General features: G+C 60.8%; 15 protein-coding genes. 14 read left to right on the forward strand and 1 reads right to left on the reverse strand.

All coding sequences use genetic code 11. The features are described from left to right. The first annotated feature begins 86 nt into the window (after window positions 1-86). The 3 genes from FZZ93_RS08245 to FZZ93_RS08255 are packed head-to-tail and all read left to right on the forward strand — an operon-like array spanning window position 87 to window position 1,966. Window positions 87-1,154: an NAD(P)H-dependent glycerol-3-phosphate dehydrogenase gene (locus tag FZZ93_RS08245; protein WP_149321837.1), complete on the forward strand. Its 1,068-nt coding sequence runs from the start codon at window positions 87-89 to the stop codon at window positions 1,152-1,154. Next, window positions 1,147-1,638: a phosphohistidine phosphatase SixA gene (sixA, locus tag FZZ93_RS08250; protein WP_149321838.1), complete on the forward strand. Its 492-nt coding sequence runs from the start codon at window positions 1,147-1,149 to the stop codon at window positions 1,636-1,638. The genes FZZ93_RS08245 and sixA overlap by 8 nt, the downstream gene beginning before the upstream one ends. Window positions 1,639-1,645: 7 nt before the next feature. Beyond that, window positions 1,646-1,966, forward strand: coding sequence for an antibiotic biosynthesis monooxygenase family protein (locus tag FZZ93_RS08255; protein ID WP_149321839.1), 321 nt, complete (start codon window positions 1,646-1,648; stop codon window positions 1,964-1,966). On the opposite strand, the gene FZZ93_RS08260 is transcribed toward FZZ93_RS08255, so the two are convergent. Continuing rightward, window positions 1,963-2,922, reverse strand: coding sequence for an AEC family transporter (locus FZZ93_RS08260; protein ID WP_149321840.1), 960 nt, complete (start codon window positions 2,920-2,922; stop codon window positions 1,963-1,965). The genes FZZ93_RS08255 and FZZ93_RS08260 overlap by 4 nt on opposite strands. A gap of 230 nt (window positions 2,923-3,152) precedes the next feature. Here FZZ93_RS08260 and kdgD (FZZ93_RS08265) point away from each other — a divergent pair, with 230 nt between their 5' ends. The 11 genes from kdgD (FZZ93_RS08265) to FZZ93_RS08315 all read left to right on the forward strand — a co-directional run bounded on the left by kdgD (FZZ93_RS08265) (window position 3,153) and on the right by FZZ93_RS08315 (window position 15,938). Next, window positions 3,153-4,070, forward strand: coding sequence for a 5-dehydro-4-deoxyglucarate dehydratase (gene kdgD, locus FZZ93_RS08265; RefSeq protein WP_149321841.1), 918 nt, complete (start codon window positions 3,153-3,155; stop codon window positions 4,068-4,070). A gap of 106 nt (window positions 4,071-4,176) precedes the next feature. Next, window positions 4,177-5,517, forward strand: a complete 1,341-nt coding sequence (locus FZZ93_RS08270) for an enolase C-terminal domain-like protein (protein WP_149321842.1) — start codon at window positions 4,177-4,179, stop codon at window positions 5,515-5,517. Between the two features lie 84 nt (window positions 5,518-5,601). Next, complete coding sequence (locus FZZ93_RS08275) at window positions 5,602-6,543, forward strand: tripartite tricarboxylate transporter substrate binding protein (protein ID WP_149321843.1); 942 nt, start codon at window positions 5,602-5,604, stop codon at window positions 6,541-6,543. 99 nt (window positions 6,544-6,642) lie between these two features. Then, window positions 6,643-7,149, forward strand: coding sequence for a tripartite tricarboxylate transporter TctB family protein (locus FZZ93_RS08280; RefSeq protein ID WP_149321844.1), 507 nt, complete (start codon window positions 6,643-6,645; stop codon window positions 7,147-7,149). Between the two features lie 34 nt (window positions 7,150-7,183). Further along, complete coding sequence (locus tag FZZ93_RS08285) at window positions 7,184-8,698, forward strand: tripartite tricarboxylate transporter permease (protein ID WP_149321845.1); 1,515 nt, start codon at window positions 7,184-7,186, stop codon at window positions 8,696-8,698. Window positions 8,699-8,893: 195 nt separating this feature from the next. Then, a complete protein-coding gene (gene kdgD, locus FZZ93_RS08290; RefSeq protein ID WP_149321846.1) occupies window positions 8,894-9,811 on the forward strand; it encodes a 5-dehydro-4-deoxyglucarate dehydratase in 918 nt (305 codons plus the stop codon). 47 nt (window positions 9,812-9,858) lie between these two features. Beyond that, entirely contained in the window at window positions 9,859-10,911 is a 1,053-nt protein-coding gene (locus FZZ93_RS08295; protein WP_149321847.1) for a type 2 periplasmic-binding domain-containing protein, read from the forward strand. Window positions 10,912-11,018: 107 nt separating this feature from the next. Continuing rightward, the gene (locus FZZ93_RS08300) at window positions 11,019-11,462 is read left to right on the forward strand and encodes a tripartite tricarboxylate transporter TctB family protein (protein WP_149321848.1); all 444 of its coding nucleotides are present in this window, start codon (window positions 11,019-11,021) and stop codon (window positions 11,460-11,462) included. A 17-nt stretch (window positions 11,463-11,479) separates the two neighbouring features. After that, entirely contained in the window at window positions 11,480-13,003 is a 1,524-nt protein-coding gene (locus FZZ93_RS08305) for a tripartite tricarboxylate transporter permease (protein WP_149321849.1), read from the forward strand. A gap of 15 nt (window positions 13,004-13,018) precedes the next feature. Next, window positions 13,019-14,581 (forward strand): galactarate dehydratase, encoded by a 1,563-nt coding sequence (garD, locus tag FZZ93_RS08310; protein WP_149321850.1) that lies wholly within the window; start codon window positions 13,019-13,021, stop codon window positions 14,579-14,581. Window positions 14,582-14,612: 31 nt separating this feature from the next. Further along, complete coding sequence (locus FZZ93_RS08315; RefSeq protein ID WP_149321851.1) at window positions 14,613-15,938, forward strand: enolase C-terminal domain-like protein; 1,326 nt, start codon at window positions 14,613-14,615, stop codon at window positions 15,936-15,938. Window positions 15,939-16,121 lie beyond the last annotated feature (183 nt).

Raw genomic sequence — 16,121 nt, forward strand, 5'->3', positions numbered from 1 at the left:
GCCGGCCCTGTTCAGCGCACTTTCAACGCCCCGACCCGGGGCGTTTTTCGTTACAATCCCAGCATCATTTTCTGCCTGGGACGACCATGTCTGACGAGTGCAACAGAGTGACGGTGCTTGGCGGCGGTAGTTTCGGTACCGCGCTCGCCAGTATCGCCGCCGACAATGGCTTCGAGGTGCGTCAGTGGCTGCGCGATCCCGAACTCGCCGCGCAGATCAATCGTGAACACCGCAATGGCCGTTATCTCCCCGATTACGCCATCAACCCCGCCGTATCGGCATATACTCAACTGAGTGAAGCGCTGGAGGGCGCGGGCCTGGTATTGGTGGCGATTCCTTCCAAGGGATTTCGCGACGTGGTACGCCAGGCACGCCCCTGGCTGGACCCGGAGTGCATTCTGGTCAGCACCACCAAAGGCATCCAGGAAGAGGGCTTCAAGCTGATGAGCCAGATCCTGGAGGAGGAGACGGGCGATCGGCATATCGGCGTGCTCTCGGGGCCCAACCTGGCATCCGAGGTCGCCGAGCGGCAACTGACGGCCACGGTGATTGCCAGCCATGATCCCTTGACTCGGACCCGCGTCCAGACTGCGCTGGGATGCGACTATTTTCGTGTCTATGCTAGCAACGACCGTTATGGCGTGGAGCTTGGGGGGGCCCTGAAGAACATCTATGCCATTGCCGCGGGGATGGCGGCGGCACTGGGCATGGGGGAGAACACCCGCAGCATGCTGATGACGCGGGCGCTGGCCGAGATGAGCCGCTTCGCCGTGGCCCAGGGCGCCAACCCCATGACCTTTCTGGGGCTCGCCGGCGTGGGCGATCTCATTGTTACCTGCTCGTCGAATCTGTCGCGCAACTATCGTGTGGGCTTCGCCCTGGGAGAGGGGCGCAACCTCGACGAGGCCATCGAATCGCTCGGCCAGGTGGCCGAAGGCGTCAACACGGTACGACTGGTGCGTGACATGGCTCGGCAGGAAGGCGTCTACATGCCGCTTGCCGAAGGACTTTATCAAGTGCTGTTCCGGGATGTGCCGGCCAGGGACATGGCGCGTTTGCTGATGCTGGGCGAACAGAGCAGCGACGTGGAGTTCGTCTTATCCAGGGAGAACGTGCAGCGCGATCACCGAGATTCCGGAGACGAGAATGGCTGAAACCTTGCTGATCATGCGCCATGGCGAGGCGAGAGCGGGAAGTCCCGATCCTGCGCGTGAACTGACCGACCGGGGCCACCGCGAGGCGGCTCGCATGGCGGCTTGGCTGGCCGGTCGCGATGACCTGGATCTATCTCGGTTGCGCCTGCTGACGAGCCCGTATCGTCGTGCCCAACAGACCGCTGCGCACATTGCCGACGCCCTGGGAGTGACCGCGGAGTCCCTGTCGCTGATCACTCCCGACGATCCGCCCGGCGCGGTGCTCGACTGGCTGCTGGAGTCGCCGCCCGAGGCCCCCATCATGCTGGTCAGTCACATGCCGCTGGTCGGCGCCCTGGCTGGGTTGCTGGTGGAGGGTCGCAGCGACCATGGCCTTGGTCTGCCCACCGCCGGCATCGCCGAACTGGTCGCCGACGTGCCGGCAGCCGGCTGCGCACGCCTGATGCGCCTCACCATGCCAGACGACCTGCCAACTTCCGAGTGACTCGATCATGAGCTTCATCGTCAATAACCGTGTCCATGTGAACCCTGGCTACGAGGCCGAATTCGAGGCGCGCTTTCGTGCCCGCGCAGGCGAGATCGATAAGCAGCCCGGTTTTGTCGCCATGCGCGTGTTGCGCCCGCAGGGCAATCAGGCTCCCTATGTCGTCGAGACCGAGTGGGAAAGCCAGGAGGCTTTTCGTGCCTGGGTGGGCAGTGACGACTTCAAGCGTGCCCACGCCAACCCGATGCCGCCTGAGGCGACAGGTGAGGGCGGTGGCCTCGAGCAGTTCGAGGTGGTGGAGGGGACCGATACTGCCGCGAACGTCTAGATCAGTCCCGCCACTCGCAGGACAAAGACGCCGGCCGTGATCGTGATGCTCGCCATCAGTGTGGTGAGGGCGATGATGTTGGCGGTGAGCGTTTCGTCGCCGCCCATCGCCTTGGCCATGACGAAAGCCGCCGCCGCCGTGGGGCTGGCGAAGAACAGGAACATCACGCCCAGTTCGCGCCCTTCGAAGCCAAATGACCAGGCCGCCGCTGTGGCCATGAAGGGAATGCCGACCATCTTCCAGGTGCTGGCGCCCAGTGCCGGTCCATACCCCTGCTTCAAGGCGCGGGTCGACAGGGTGGCACCGATGCAGATCAAGGCCAGCGGGAGCGTCAGGGAGGCAAAATAGTCCCCGGTGGTGGCCAGCCAGTTCGGTAACCGAACCTCGAGCAGTGCCAGGGGCGTGGCCAGCAGGACGGCCAGGATCAAGGGATTGGTCAGGATGTGCTTGGCGATGCTCCGCCACTGGACGCGCCGCGCACCGTTTTCCTGTGGTCGGTAGAAGCTGAGCACGACCACCGACAGGATGTTATAGGTCAGGATCACTACGCCCAGCAGCAGCCCGCCGATGGAAAGCCCGGCCTCGCCGTACATGCCACTGGCCAGGGCCATGCCGACGATGCCGCAGTTGCCACGAAACGCCCCCTGGACGTAGACACCGCGCAGGTGCCGGGGATGGCGCCAGGTCGACCACGCCCAGGACAACAGAAAACTGGCCAGGGTCGCCAGAGCGAAGAAGACGAGCAACCAGGGGTTGAAGGTGTTTTCCAGATCCGCACCGATCAGACTCAGGAAGATGAGGGTCGGTAGGGTGCCTCGGAAGACCAGCTTGGAAGCGGTATTGACGAAGGTTCGATCGATCCAGCCCAGGCGCTTTAGCCCAATGCCGATGAACACCATGGCGAAGACGGGAAGGGTGATGCCGAGAGTACCGAGGAAAATATCGATCAGGGACATGCAGACATCCTGTGTCGGCTCTGACCCCGTCCCCGGGGATATGCTCGCCTCGCGATCGGTCAATCACATGCCGATATCAGGGGAGCTCAAGAGCTAAAACTTTAGTTTAATTTTACCACGTGGGTGCTTGTCAGTCATTGAAGCGCCATTTAGCTTACCATTTGTATGATGTATTACATAAAGTCTTGAGTGCCTCATGCCACGGTGAGGCAGAACAAGGGGGCGATCAGGTGAGTTTTACACGCGCAGATGTCAAGCAGGCGATCAGCGATGGGCTGTTGTCCTTCCCGGTCACCGATTTCGATGCCGAGGGGCGCTTCGATGCCGAGAGCTACAGCCGGCGACTGGAGTGGTTCATCAGCCATGAGATCTCGGCGGTGTTCGTCGCCGGGGGTACCGGGGAGTTCTTCAACCTCTCCCAGGACGAATTCCGCGAGATCGTGCGCCTGGCGGTGAAGGTGGTCGACGGCAAGCTGCCGGTGATCGCCAGTGCGGGCCTCAGCGTGGCCACTGGCAGCGCTTTCGCGAAGATCGCCGAGGAGGAGGGCGCCGACGGTATCCTGCTGATGCCGCCTTATCTGACGGAATGTCCTCAGGACGGCCTGGTCGAGTATGCACGCCAGATCTGCGACTCGACCTCCATCAGCGTGATCTACTACAACCGCGGCAACGGCGTGATGAAGCCTGCCTCGGTGCAGCGTCTGGCCGATGCCTGCCCCAACCTGATCGGTCTCAAGGACGGCAAGGGCGACATGCAGGCCCTGAACCGGATCATCAAGGCCGTCGGCGATCGGCTGGCCTATGTGGGCGGCGTGCCCACCGCCGAGATCATGGCCGAGGCGTACCTGGCCGTGGGGGTGAATACCTACTCCAGCGCGGTGTTCAACTTCGTGCCGGATATGGCGGTGGCCTTCTACAAGGCGCTGCGGGCTGGCGACAGCGACACGGTGCGACGCATTTCGCGGGAGTTTTTCCTGCCTTTCGTCGATCTGCGCGATAACAAGTCCGGCTATGCGGTCAGCCTGATCAAGGCCGGCACCGAGATCATTGGGCGCCCTTCGGGTAGCGTGCGCGCGCCGCTCGAGATGCCCAGTGCCGAGGAACAGAAAGTGCTCGAAACGCTCATCGAGCGAGCCAAGGGGCTCTGATGCTTCTTATTCACTGCATTTGAGTGCCCTTCGTTGCCCTCGACCTCTTCTGCGTGCTTGCCACGCGAGAGGAGGGCGCATCGTGAATCCTGCTGGAGAACGTTTCATGCCGAACCACAGTACGCCTACGATCACTGATATGCAGGTCATCCCGGTTGCCGGCCGCGACAGCATGCTGCTGAACATCGGTGGGGCGCACTCGCCTTATTTCACCCGCAACCTGATCATTCTCGAGGATAGTGCCGGTAATGTCGGCGTCGGTGAGTCGCCCGGCGGAGAAACGATCCAACGCTCACTGGAGCAGGCCCGCCCCTTGGTCGTCGGCCAGTCCATCGGCAAGTTGCGCTCCATGGTCTCTTCGCTCCAGAGGGCGGGGCAGCGCTCCGATTTCGAAGACTTCGGCAAGGGCTCGTGGACTTTCGAGCTACGCATCAACGCCGTGGCTGCACTGGAGGCGGCGCTGCTGGATTTGATGGGCAAGTTTCTTGGTGTGCCGGTGGCAGAGCTGCTGGGTAACGGGAAGCAGCGTGACAGTGTCGAGGTGCTGGGGTATCTGTTCTTCATCGGCGATGGCCATGCTACACCGCTGGACTTCCGGCGCGGCACCGAGGGGATGACTCACGACTGGTACCGTCTGCGCGACGAAGCGGCGATGAGTTCGCAGCATGTCGTCGAGCTCGCCTGGGCTGCCCACGACCGTTACGGATTCAAGGATTTCAAACTCAAGGGTGGTGCCTTGCCCGGCGAGCAGGAAATCGAGGCAGTTACGGCGTTGCACGACGCTTTTCCAGATGCACGTACGACTATCGATCCCAATGGTGCCTGGTCGCTCGACGAGGCGATCCACCTTTGCAAGAACCTCCATGGCGTGATCGCTTACGCCGAGGATCCCTGCGGTGCCGAACAGGGCTTCTCGGGACGCGAGATTCTGGCCGAATTCCGCCATGCCACGGGATTGCCGGTCGCCACCAATATGGTCGCGACCAACTGGCGCGAGATGGCTCATGCGTTGATGCTGCGTTCGGTCGACATTCCGTTGGCCGATCCGCACTTCTGGACGCTCTCCGGTGCGGTGCGTGTTTCTCAGCTTTGCCAGGATCATGGCATGACCTGGGGATCGCACTCGAACAATCACTTCGATATCTCGCTCGCCATGTTCGCTCAGGTCGGTGCCGCCGCCGTGGGGCGCACCACTGCACTCGATACGCACTGGATCTGGCAGGAAGGCGATGCCCGACTGACCCGCAATCCGCCGCAGATCGTGGAGGGGCGCGTGGCGGTCACCGATGCCCCGGGGCTGGGCATCGAGCTGGATATGGAGCAGGTGGAGAAGGCCAACGCTCTCTACCGCAGTCTGCCGGCCGGCGGACGCGACGATGCGATGGCGATGCAGTACCTGATCGATGACTGGACCTTCGATCCCAAACGTCCGGCCCTGGTGCGCTGAGCGTACCTTTCGGTCGTGGCCCTGGTATGTGCCTGCCGGGGCGCACTCTTGATATCCACAAAGGCAAGCAAAGAGGTGAATACAATGAAAAAGCTGCTGAGCACGCTGGCGGTGACCGCCACCTTCGCCATCGGCGGTCATGCCCTGGCGGATGACTACCCCACCAAGAGCGTCAACATGATTGTGCCATTCTCCGCTGGTGGCGGTAACGACACCTTCGTACGAGCCTTGCAGCCGCTGCTCGAGGAGCAGTTGGGCGAGAGCCTGGTGATTCGCAATATCGCTGGTGGTGGTGGTGCCGTAGGGATGTCGCGGGCGGTCGCGTCCGAGCCGGATGGCTACACCCTGCTGGCGGCGAGTAACGCCATGCTCACCCTCGAAGCGATGGGCAACGTGCCGTTCACCCATGATGACTTCGATTTCATCGCCAAGGTCGTCGATGAGCCCTATATCCTCGCGGTAGGAGAGGAAAGCCCGTACGAGGATCTCGATAGCCTGGTCGAGGCGGCTTCCGATAGCCCGGTCAAGGTAGGTTCCTCCGGGGTAGGGTCCTCGGCCTATATCACTGCCAACGCCATCGCCAATCGCACCGGTGCGAAGCTGAATCTGATCCCCTATCCAGGCGGCTCCGAAGCGATCTCTGCGGCAATGGGCGGACACGTCGACGCTGTCGTGCTGGGTGGTGCCGAATTGCGGTCGGCGCTGGAATCCGGTCGTCTCGAGGCGCTGGCGACGACCTACGCGGAACGTGGCGATAGCTTGCCGGATGTGCCGACCTTCAAGGAATCCGGTTATGACCTCGTGCTGTCGGTCTGGCGCGGCATCGCGGCGCCCAAGGGACTGCCGCAGGAGGTGAAGGACGAGTGGGTTGCAGCGGTCCAGCAGATTGTTGACGACGGCTCTTACGAAGAAACCGCCAACAACCTGGGAACCAAGCTGTCTCCGCTTTTTGGCGACAAGCTCGAGGCTTTCATCGACGAGTCTGCCGGTATCATGCGTGAAGCTGCCGGCGATCTAGCGAAGTAATGTGCATCTCGTCGCGCCGCCGAAGCCCTGCGGCGCGACGATTCGAAAGAGTCGTGAGTGTTGCCACCACGCAGTGGCAAGTGGCTGGAGACTGGGTCTATGCAACGTGATATTGGAAAGCCGCTGTTCGATCTGTTCTTGCTGATCGCCTCGGCGGCCGCTTTCGTTGCGGCAACGGCGCTGCCAGAGATCGAGATCGTTGGCGACCTTTCGCCCGCCTTCTTCCCGAAACTGCTGTCGGGGTTGATATTCCTGTTCGCTATTCCCTGTCTGATCAAGGATTTTCGTGAATGGTGGATGGTTCGCAGCGTCGCCTCGCCGACGCCGCAGGTCGTCAAGGTACGCAGCGTCGCCCAGTGGCTGTTCGTCGTGCTGCTGCTGGTTGGCTACATGCTGGCGTTCGAGCGTCTTGGCTACATCATCAGCACAGCGTCATTCACGTTCTGCTGTGTTCTGGGGCTGGTCATCCTGAGCGGGGTGTGGGGTGAGCAGACGATGGCCCAGCGCGGGAAATCCGTTCTCGGTGCGCTCGTGTTCGCGGCTGTGCTGGCGGTAGCGGTGTTTTATGTCTTCAACAATCTATTCGAGATTCCGCTTCCGGCCTGAACAGGCGGTGTAATCTGCGGTTGAGGAGAGTCACATGATTTCCGGTTATCTCGATGGCCTGGGCATGGTGCTGCAGCTTGGCACGTTGCTGGCCATTGCCGGTGGCACACTGTTAGGCATCATCATGGGGTCGCTACCGGGGCTGACCTCGGCCATGGCGATTGCCTTGCTGTTGCCGGTTACCTTCGGCATGCCGCCGGTGGCGGGGGTGGGCATGCTGCTGGGGGCACTTTGCGGTGCCGGTGCCAGCGGTTCCATCCCGGCCATTCTGTTGAATATCCCGGGAACGCCCTCATCGGTGGCGACCACCTTCGACGGATATCCCATGGCAAAGAAGGGGGAGGCCGGTCGCGCACTGGGATTGGCGATCGTCGCTTCCTTCTTCGGCGGCGTGGCCAGCATGATCATCCTGAGCCTGCTGGCTCCACCCATCGCTGAGTTCGCGCTGCGCTTCGGTCCTGCCGAGTACTTTTCACTGAGTATCTTCGGCCTGGTGATCATTGCCTCGGTGGCGGGCAAATCGCTGCTAAAGGGCCTGATCGCGGGCCTGATCGGCTTCTTTGCCTCGACCATTGGCACTGATCCGATCACTGGGGTGGGGCGCTTCACGTTTAATGAACTGTCGCTGTTGACCGGTATCAATCTGCTGCCGGCGTTGATCGGACTGTTCGCGGTCTCGCAAGTACTCAAGGATACGCTCGAATATGACCCGCATGAACGTGTGAAGGAGAGTACCCACCGCATCGATATCGCCCGGCCGCGCTTCCTCGAGACGCTACGGCACTGGAAGGCGGTGGTGACTGGGGTGCTGTCCGGTTCGGTCGTCGGCCCGGTCCCGGGGGCGGGGGGCAGTATCGCGTCACTGGTGGCCTATGATCAGACGCGACGTTTTTCCAAGTCGCCGGACAAGTTCGGTACCGGCTATGCTCCGGGCATCATCTCGGTGGAGAGTGCCAACAATGCGCTGCTGGGCGGGGCGCTGATCCCCACGCTGGCGCTGGGCATTCCCGGGGAGGCGGCCACTGCAGTACTGCTAGGTGGCCTGATGATTCAGGGCATCACGCCAGGGCCGCTGCTGTTTGATGACCAGGGTGGGATGGTCTATGGCATCTTTCTGGCCTATCTCGTTGCCAACTTCTTCATGCTGTTGATCATGTGCCTAGGCATCAAGCTGTTCATTCGTGTGCTTACCGTACCGCGTAAGCAGCTTCTCGCCACGATCCTGGTATTCTGCTTCATCGGCGTTTACGGCGTGGATGGCGATGTCTTCAATCTCTATTTGATGCTCGGTTTCGGCGTGCTGGGGTATTTCCTCAACCGCTATGATTTCGGCACGGCTCCCGTGATCCTCGGGCTGATCCTGGGGCCGATCGCCGAGTCGAATCTGCGCCGTGGGTTGCAGTCATTCCAGGGAGACTGGACGCCGTTCTTCACTCGACCGATCAGTGTGACCTTTCTGGTCATCGCTATCGGACTGCTGGCGTTGACGCTATGGCAGAACTATCGTGCCGGAAAGCAAGTTTCGGCTTCGCAGGGCTCCGGCGTGTGAGGTGTTACGGCATCTCATGACGCCATGACCGGGAGGCTGATCTGTCGCCTACCCGGTTTTTTTCTTGAGACTTTAGTCCATATACGACCTTGGGTGTATTGCTGAGAAGGAACTAGAGCTCTAAGTTACTTTGTATGATGTATGACATTGAGGGTTGCCCCTCATGTTGTCTTGAACGAACAAGAGGACGATCAGGTGAGTTTTACACGCGCAGATGTCAAGCAGGCGATCAGCGATGGGCTGTTGTCCTTCCCGGTCACCGATTTCGATGCCGAGGGGCGCTTCGATGCCGAGAGCTACAGCCGGCGACTGGAGTGGTTCATCAGCCATGAGATCTCGGCGGTGTTCGTCGCCGGGGGTACCGGGGAGTTCTTCAACCTCTCCCAGGACGAATTCCGCGAGATCGTGCGCCTGGCGGTGAAGGTGGTCGACGGCAAGCTGCCGGTGATCGCCAGTGCGGGCCTCAGCGTGGCCACTGGCAGCGCTTTCGCGAAGATCGCCGAGGAGGAGGGCGCCGACGGTATCCTGCTGATGCCGCCTTATCTGACGGAATGTCCTCAGGACGGCCTGGTCGAGTATGCACGCCAGATCTGCGACTCGACCTCCATCAGCGTGATCTACTACAACCGCGGCAACGGCGTGATGAAGCCTGCCTCGGTGCAGCGTCTGGCCGATGCCTGCCCCAACCTGATCGGTCTCAAGGACGGCAAGGGCGACATGCAGGCCCTGAACCGGATCATCAAGGCCGTCGGCGATCGGCTGGCCTATGTGGGCGGCGTGCCCACCGCCGAGATCATGGCCGAGGCGTACCTGGCCGTGGGGGTGAATACCTACTCCAGCGCGGTGTTCAACTTCGTGCCGGATATGGCGGTGGCCTTCTACAAGGCGCTGCGGGCTGGCGACAGCGACACGGTGCGACGCATTTCGCGGGAGTTTTTCCTGCCTTTCGTCGATCTGCGCGATAACAAGTCCGGCTATGCGGTCAGCCTGATCAAGGCCGGCACCGAGATCATTGGGCGTCCTTCGGGTAGCGTGCGCGCGCCGCTCGAGATGCCCAGTGCCGAGGAGCGAGCTCGACTGGAAGCTCTGGTCGAAGTCGCCAAGGGCTTCTGAGAGCCCACCTTCACCGATACTCAACAATGACAGCGAAGAGGTGAAACATGAGCATGTCCAGCATTTACAAGACCCTCGGAACTTCTGTCCTGGTGGCCGGCATGGCCTTCGGCAGTGCTGCCGCCATGGCCGCCGATGGTCCGCTGCGTGGCAATGTGCGCGTAGTAATCGGCTCGACCTCGACCGGCGGTGATACCTACCAGAACTCCAGCATCGTTGTCGATGCGCTGGCCGAGAAGCTCGACCTCAACATGAAGGTCGATGCCGTCGGTGCGAGTTCCGCCTTCCGTACTCTGGATCGCGACTCTCGCGGCAATACCCTGATGATCTTCCACGATCAGTCCTATCTCGGGTATCTCTATGGCGTGGAAGGCTATGAAGATATCTTCGAGAAGTACACCATCGGGCCGACCGTTGCCATCAACCCTGGCAACGCTTATCTGGTGCCCAAGGACTCGCCCTACCAGACCCTGGGTGACGTGATCGAGGCAGCCGGCAATGGCCAAGAGGTGCGTGTGGCCATCCAGCCGGGCGGTGTTTCGGAGATCGGTTTCAGTGCGCTGAAGAATGCCGTCGCTATCGAACACCCGGGCATGGAAGACAATCTGGTGGCCGTCAATACCGGCTCCCAGGCAGACAAGAATCAGCAGCTCTTCGACGACCAGGCTGACATGATCAACGGCACCGTACAGGCCAACGAGCAGTACACTCGCCTGCCGGCCGACGATCAGAAGGCCATGCGCTTCCTCTGGCTCACGGCGCGCAACAGCACCATCGAGCAGGCGCCGGAAGAAGGACTGGGCCAGACGACCCGCGAGCAACTGCTCGAGTACGTCGAGCCCAACGTTTCCGTGACCATGGGGGGAGACGAGAACTTCACCTTCGATAAGGAATTCTTCTTCCTCTATAACAAGGATATGGATCCCGCCATCGTGGAGCAGATCGATGAGGCACTGAGTGAGATCTATGCCGAGGGAGATATCCAGGAAACCCAGAAGAATTCTTTCTTCATTCCCAACTTCAAGCCTTCCGACGAAGCCTCGGAGTACTTGGCCGAGAAGATGTCTCGCTATGAAGGCATCATCGACAACATCAAGTAAGTGATGCGAATAGCGGCGGCGTTGGGTCGCCGCCGCTTCCGTCTTTTGACGTGAGTCGCGATAGAAAAGCATAGGCCGGAACGCTTTCCGCCTATATCGGAGCCACTATGGAATCAGGTCTGACCAGTCTGCTCAGCGTTTCGATCGATTTCGAGACCTCTCACCTTTTCTTCCCGAGGATTATTCACTGGATCATGGCGGTGCTGTTCGTCATTATCCTGGCGACGAAAACGATCCCGTTTCTAGCCGCGGTGAAGCGGGGAGAACGTACCTTGCCCATCTTGGGCGAATCCATGGATGGCTTCCGTTTCTTCGGCACCCTCGCCCTGATCGTGGCGTATTTCTACCTGATGGCAGTGGTAGGCAACCTCTTCCCTTATACGGGGTATGGCTTTCTGTTCGTCTCGATGGTGTTCGTTCTTCTGATGTCGCTGATGTACATGCATGAGTGGACGAAGAAGGGAGTCATCATCGTGGTGATCAATGCCATTGTCGCACCCAGCCTGGTCTGGTTCATCCTGGCCAAGCTGTTCAAAATCACCCTGCCGTGACCGAAGCGAGTGCCACCATGGAATTTTTGTCACTTCTTGACGTTAGCTTTTTTCTGCTCGCCGGTTTCGGCGCGTTAGTTGGCATCATCTTTGGTGCCATTCCTGGCATGACGGCTACCATGGCGGTGGCAGTCTGCCTGCCATTGACCTATGCCCTGGGCTTGCATCATGGCCTGGCGCTGTTGCTGGGGCTTTATGTCGGTGGCATCTCCGGCGGCATGGTGCCGGCGGTTCTGCTCAATATCCCGGGCACACCGTCCTCGATTACCACCACCTTCGATGGCTATCCGATGGCCCGCAAGGGCGAGGGTGAGAGGGCGCTGCGGGTCAGTGTCATTGCTTCCGTTATCGGTGGGCTGATCAGTGCCGCTGTGCTCTTCCTGTTTGCTCCCTTGCTGGCGGATTTTTCCATCAAGTTCTCCTATGTGGAGAAGTTCCTGATCATCCTGCTGGCCTTGAGCGTGATCGCGTCGTTGTCGAGCAACATGCTGGTGGGGATCTTTAGCGGGGTGATCGGCATCTGGCTGAGCCTGATCGGTACCTACAGCATCTCCGACGGTGGTAATGGCCATACGCGGCTGATGTTCGACTTCATGGAACCTTATCTGTTCGAGGGCTTTTCCCTATTGCCGGTGCTGATCGGAATTTTCGGTATTTCCACCATCCTGCTCGAGTCTGAGAAGGGGGTGAAGAATGAGTTGAGTGACGAGCGCGTCAAGCTGGGCAAGGGCTCGCATTTCTCGTTCTCCATCTTCAAGGGGCGGTTGACCAATCTGGTGCGTTCTTCGTTCATCGGTACCTTCGTGGGCATGCTGCCGGGGGTCGGAGGCAGTGCGGCTTCGGTACTGGCCTATACCCAGGAGAAGAACCTGTCACGCGACTCCAGCGAGATGGGCAAGGGCGCGCCCCAGGGGCTGATCGCCTCCGAGTCTGCCAATAACGCCTTGACCGGTGGAGCGCTGATTCCGCTGCTCTCACTGGGTATCCCGGGTGACTCCACTACCGCTGTACTGATCGGCGCTTTCACTCTGCAAGGCATCCAGGTCGGTCCGCTGTTCATTCCGGAGAATACCGATACCTGGTACATCATGATGACGGCGCTGGTGTTTGCCAATTTCGTGATGTTCTTTGTGATGTTCTATGCCATCAAGCACATCGCCAAGGTGGTCATGGTGCCCAAGCATATCCTCTATCCGCTGATCGTGATGATGTGCGTAGTGGGGGGCTATGCGATCAATTACGGCATCATGTTCGATGTCTGGACCCTGCTAATCTTCGGCGTTCTGGGCTATTTGATCCAGAAGATTGGCCTCGAGGTGGCGCCGCTGATCATTGGCTTCATCCTGGGCAGCCAGGCCGAGGTCTACTTCGTCAAGAGCCTGGAGTCAGCCGGTACTCTGTCGATTTTCTTCACCAAGAGCCCCATTGCTGTAGTGCTGTGGTTGCTGATCGTGGCCTCGGTGGTGTTCTCGATCGTGCTGAGTCTGAAGAGTCGTGCCAAGCGCCGTCAGAACAGTTCGGCTGACCCTGACCCGGTATAACGAAGAGGAGCCGTCATGACTGATCATGTAGGCAAGATCATTCGAGTTCACCCAGCTGACAACGTCGCTGTAGTGGTGGAAGCCGCAGGGCTCGAAGAGGGACAGACGCTGGGCGAGGGGATGGTCGTGACCGCCAGGATTCCTCAGGGCCACAAACTGGCCCTGGAGGATATCGAGGAGGGCGGCCCCGTCCGCCGCTATGGCGAAGTCATCGGCACGGCTATGGTGGCTATCCCGCAGGGTGGCCATGTCGACGAAACCAACCTGCACATGCCGACGCCGCCGGCGCTGGAGGATCTACCGCTGGCGACGCGCTCCGCTCCGCAAGTGGCTCCGTTGGAGGGTTATACCTTCGAGGGTTTCCGCAATGCTGATGGCAGCGTTGGCACCAAGAACGTGCTGGGCATCACCACCAGCGTGCAGTGCGTGGCGGGCACCATCGACCACGTGGTCCAGCGTATCAAGCGCGAGCTGCTGCCGCGCTTCCCCAACGTCGATGACGTGGTGGGACTCAACCACAGCTATGGCTGCGGCGTGGCAATCAATGCGCCGGCCGCGGTGATCCCGATTCGTACTCTCAAGCACCTGGCCCAGAACCCCAATTTTGGCGACGAAGTCATGGTCATCGGGCTCGGTTGCGAGAAACTGCAGCCCTCGACCCTGGTCGAGGACCGGCCAGTGAAGATCTACGAGAACACCGAGGCTGCCGATCCTGAGGCCAATGTGTTGAGCCTGCAGGACGAATCCTTCCAGGGGTTCGAGGAGATGGTCGATGGCATCATGGCCATGGCCGAGCGTCACCTCGAGCGCCTCGATCGTCGTCGTCGCGAGACCTGTCCGGTGTCCGAGCTGAGGGTGGGCATGCAATGTGGCGGTAGCGACGCCTTTTCCGGGTTGACCGCCAACCCGACCGTGGGCTTCGCCACCGACCTGATCGTGCGTGCCGGGGGGAGTGTGATGTTCTCCGAGGTCACCGAGGTACGCGATGCCATCCACTTGCTGACGCCGCGAGCGGTGGACCGCTCGGTCGGTCAGGCGCTGGTCGATCAGATGGCCTGGTACGACGACTATCTCTCTCAAGGGCAGGCGGATCGTAGCGCCAATACTTCGCCCGGCAACAAGAAAGGCGGGCTCTCCAACATCGTCGAGAAAGCGTTGGGCTCGGTCATCAAGTCCGGCGACTCGCCGATCGTCGATGTCATCGGCCCGGGAGAGCGGCTGCGCAAGCGGGGGCTGACCTTCGCTGCCACCCCGGCCAGTGACTTCATCTGCGGCACCTTGCAGGCCGCTGCCGGCATGAACCTGCAGGTTTTCACCACTGGGCGCGGCACGCCCTACAACCTGCCGATGACCCCGGTGATCAAGGTATCGAGTAATTCCACCCTGGCGCGTCGCTGGCATGACCTGATTGACCTCGATGCCGGGCGCATTGCCACTGGCGAGGCGAGTATCGAGGAACTGGGCTGGGAACTCTTCCACTTGATCCTCGATGTGGCCAGTGGCCGTCGCCAGGTCGCCGCCGACCGACTCGGCCTGTACAACGACCTGGTGCTGTTCAATCCGGCGCCGGTGACCTGAACCCATTAGATTTTTACAAGAGGCAAAGTTCATGTTCCCCAAGATCACCAAGATGAACATCGTGCCGGTGGCCGGCGAAGACGGTTTCCTGCTCAACCTGAGTGGTGGTCACGCGCCCTGGTTCATCCGTTGCGTGCTGGTGCTGGAAGACGAGTCCGGCAATCGCGGGGTCGGTGAGATTCCCTCCAGTGACGGAATCCTGAAGGGACTGGAGAAGTGCCGGCCGCTGGTAGAAGGTTCGCGGGTCAACGAGGTCAAGCAGGTGCTGAGCCGGGCACGCGACCTGCTGGCTCAGGGAGGGCCGGAAGAGCGTGGCCAGCAGACTTTCGACCTGCGGGTGGCGGTGCACGTCATCACGGCCATCGAATCGGCGCTGTTCGATCTCTTCGGCCAGGCGCTGGGTATGCCGGTCGCCGACTTGCTGGGCCAGTACGGTCGCCAGCGTGATGAGGTCGAGGCGCTCGGTTATCTGTTCCTGCTCGGTGATCCCGACAAGACCGACCTGCCATATCCGAAGGCCACCGACCCGGTCGATGCCTGGGACGAAGTACGTTATCGCGAAGCCATGACGCCCGAGGCCGTTGCCAATCTGGCCAAGGCCGCCTATGAGCGCTATGGCTTCCGTGACTTCAAGCTCAAGGGAGGCGTGCTGCGTGGTGAAGAAGAGGCCGACTGCATCCGCGCGCTCCACGAGGCCTTCCCCGAAGCCCGCTTGACGCTGGACCCCAATGGGGCCTGGAAGCTGGACGAGGCGGTGCGCGTGCTGGAGCCGATCAAACACTTGCTGAGCTACGCCGAGGACCCCTGTGGCCAGGAAGGCGGCTTCTCCGGTCGCGAGACCATGGCCGAGTTCAAGAAGCGCACTGGGCTGCCCACCGCAACCAACATGATTGCTACCGATTACAAGCAGTTGCAGTTGGCGGTGCAGCTCAACTCGGTGGATATTCCCCTGGCTGACTGCCACTTCTGGACCATGCAGGGCGCCGTGGCGGTAGGCGAGTTGTGCAACGAATGGGGCATGACCTGGGGCTCGCACAGCAACAATCATTTCGATATCTCGTTGGCCATGATGACCCACGTGGCCGCCGCCTGCCCGGGCGAGATCACGGCCATCGATACCCACTGGATCTGGCAGGACGGCCAGCGCATCACCACCGATCCTTTCCAGATTCGCGATGGCAAGCTCCAGGTGCCGTCCACGCCGGGGCTTGGTGTCGAGCTGGATGACGACAAGCTGATGGAGGCCCACGAAACGTACAAGCGCCTCGATGTCACCCAGCGCAACGATGCCATGGCCATGCAGTATCTGATCAAGGGCTGGGAGTTCGATCCCAAACGCCCGGCGTTGGTGCGCTGAAGCAGCACCGCGTCATCCGGCGGAGCATGAGCCCTCTTCGCCGGCTCACTTCCAGTGATACGGCCATACCGGCGGTATCACTGCTTCCCTCGACAGGAGAGAAATGATGACACTCGAAGGCAAGCAATTGATTGGCGCCCAGGCCGTATCGGCCGATGGCGCTGTGATCCAGGCAGTGAATCC

It is taken from the genome of Halomonas eurihalina, from assembly GCF_008274785.1.
Classification (GTDB): domain Bacteria; phylum Pseudomonadota; class Gammaproteobacteria; order Pseudomonadales; family Halomonadaceae; genus Halomonas; species Halomonas eurihalina.

What these genes read in the sequence shown, in the direction of transcription:
- FZZ93_RS08245 (WP_149321837.1), top strand. Translation starts at nt 87, where the DNA reads ATGTCTGACGAGTGCAACAGAGTGACGGTGCTTGGCGGCGGTAGTTTC.
- sixA (WP_149321838.1), top strand. Translation starts at nt 1,147, where the DNA reads ATGGCTGAAACCTTGCTGATCATGCGCCATGGCGAGGCGAGAGCGGGA.
- FZZ93_RS08255 (WP_149321839.1), top strand. Translation starts at nt 1,646, where the DNA reads ATGAGCTTCATCGTCAATAACCGTGTCCATGTGAACCCTGGCTACGAG.
- FZZ93_RS08260 (WP_149321840.1), bottom strand. Translation starts at nt 2,922, where the DNA reads ATGTCCCTGATCGATATTTTCCTCGGTACTCTCGGCATCACCCTTCCC.
- FZZ93_RS08270 (WP_149321842.1), top strand. Translation starts at nt 4,177, where the DNA reads ATGCCGAACCACAGTACGCCTACGATCACTGATATGCAGGTCATCCCG.
- FZZ93_RS08275 (WP_149321843.1), top strand. Translation starts at nt 5,602, where the DNA reads ATGAAAAAGCTGCTGAGCACGCTGGCGGTGACCGCCACCTTCGCCATC.
- FZZ93_RS08280 (WP_149321844.1), top strand. Translation starts at nt 6,643, where the DNA reads ATGCAACGTGATATTGGAAAGCCGCTGTTCGATCTGTTCTTGCTGATC.
- FZZ93_RS08285 (WP_149321845.1), top strand. Translation starts at nt 7,184, where the DNA reads ATGATTTCCGGTTATCTCGATGGCCTGGGCATGGTGCTGCAGCTTGGC.
- FZZ93_RS08295 (WP_149321847.1), top strand. Translation starts at nt 9,859, where the DNA reads ATGAGCATGTCCAGCATTTACAAGACCCTCGGAACTTCTGTCCTGGTG.
- FZZ93_RS08300 (WP_149321848.1), top strand. Translation starts at nt 11,019, where the DNA reads ATGGAATCAGGTCTGACCAGTCTGCTCAGCGTTTCGATCGATTTCGAG.
- FZZ93_RS08305 (WP_149321849.1), top strand. Translation starts at nt 11,480, where the DNA reads ATGGAATTTTTGTCACTTCTTGACGTTAGCTTTTTTCTGCTCGCCGGT.
- garD (WP_149321850.1), top strand. Translation starts at nt 13,019, where the DNA reads ATGACTGATCATGTAGGCAAGATCATTCGAGTTCACCCAGCTGACAAC.
- FZZ93_RS08315 (WP_149321851.1), top strand. Translation starts at nt 14,613, where the DNA reads ATGTTCCCCAAGATCACCAAGATGAACATCGTGCCGGTGGCCGGCGAA.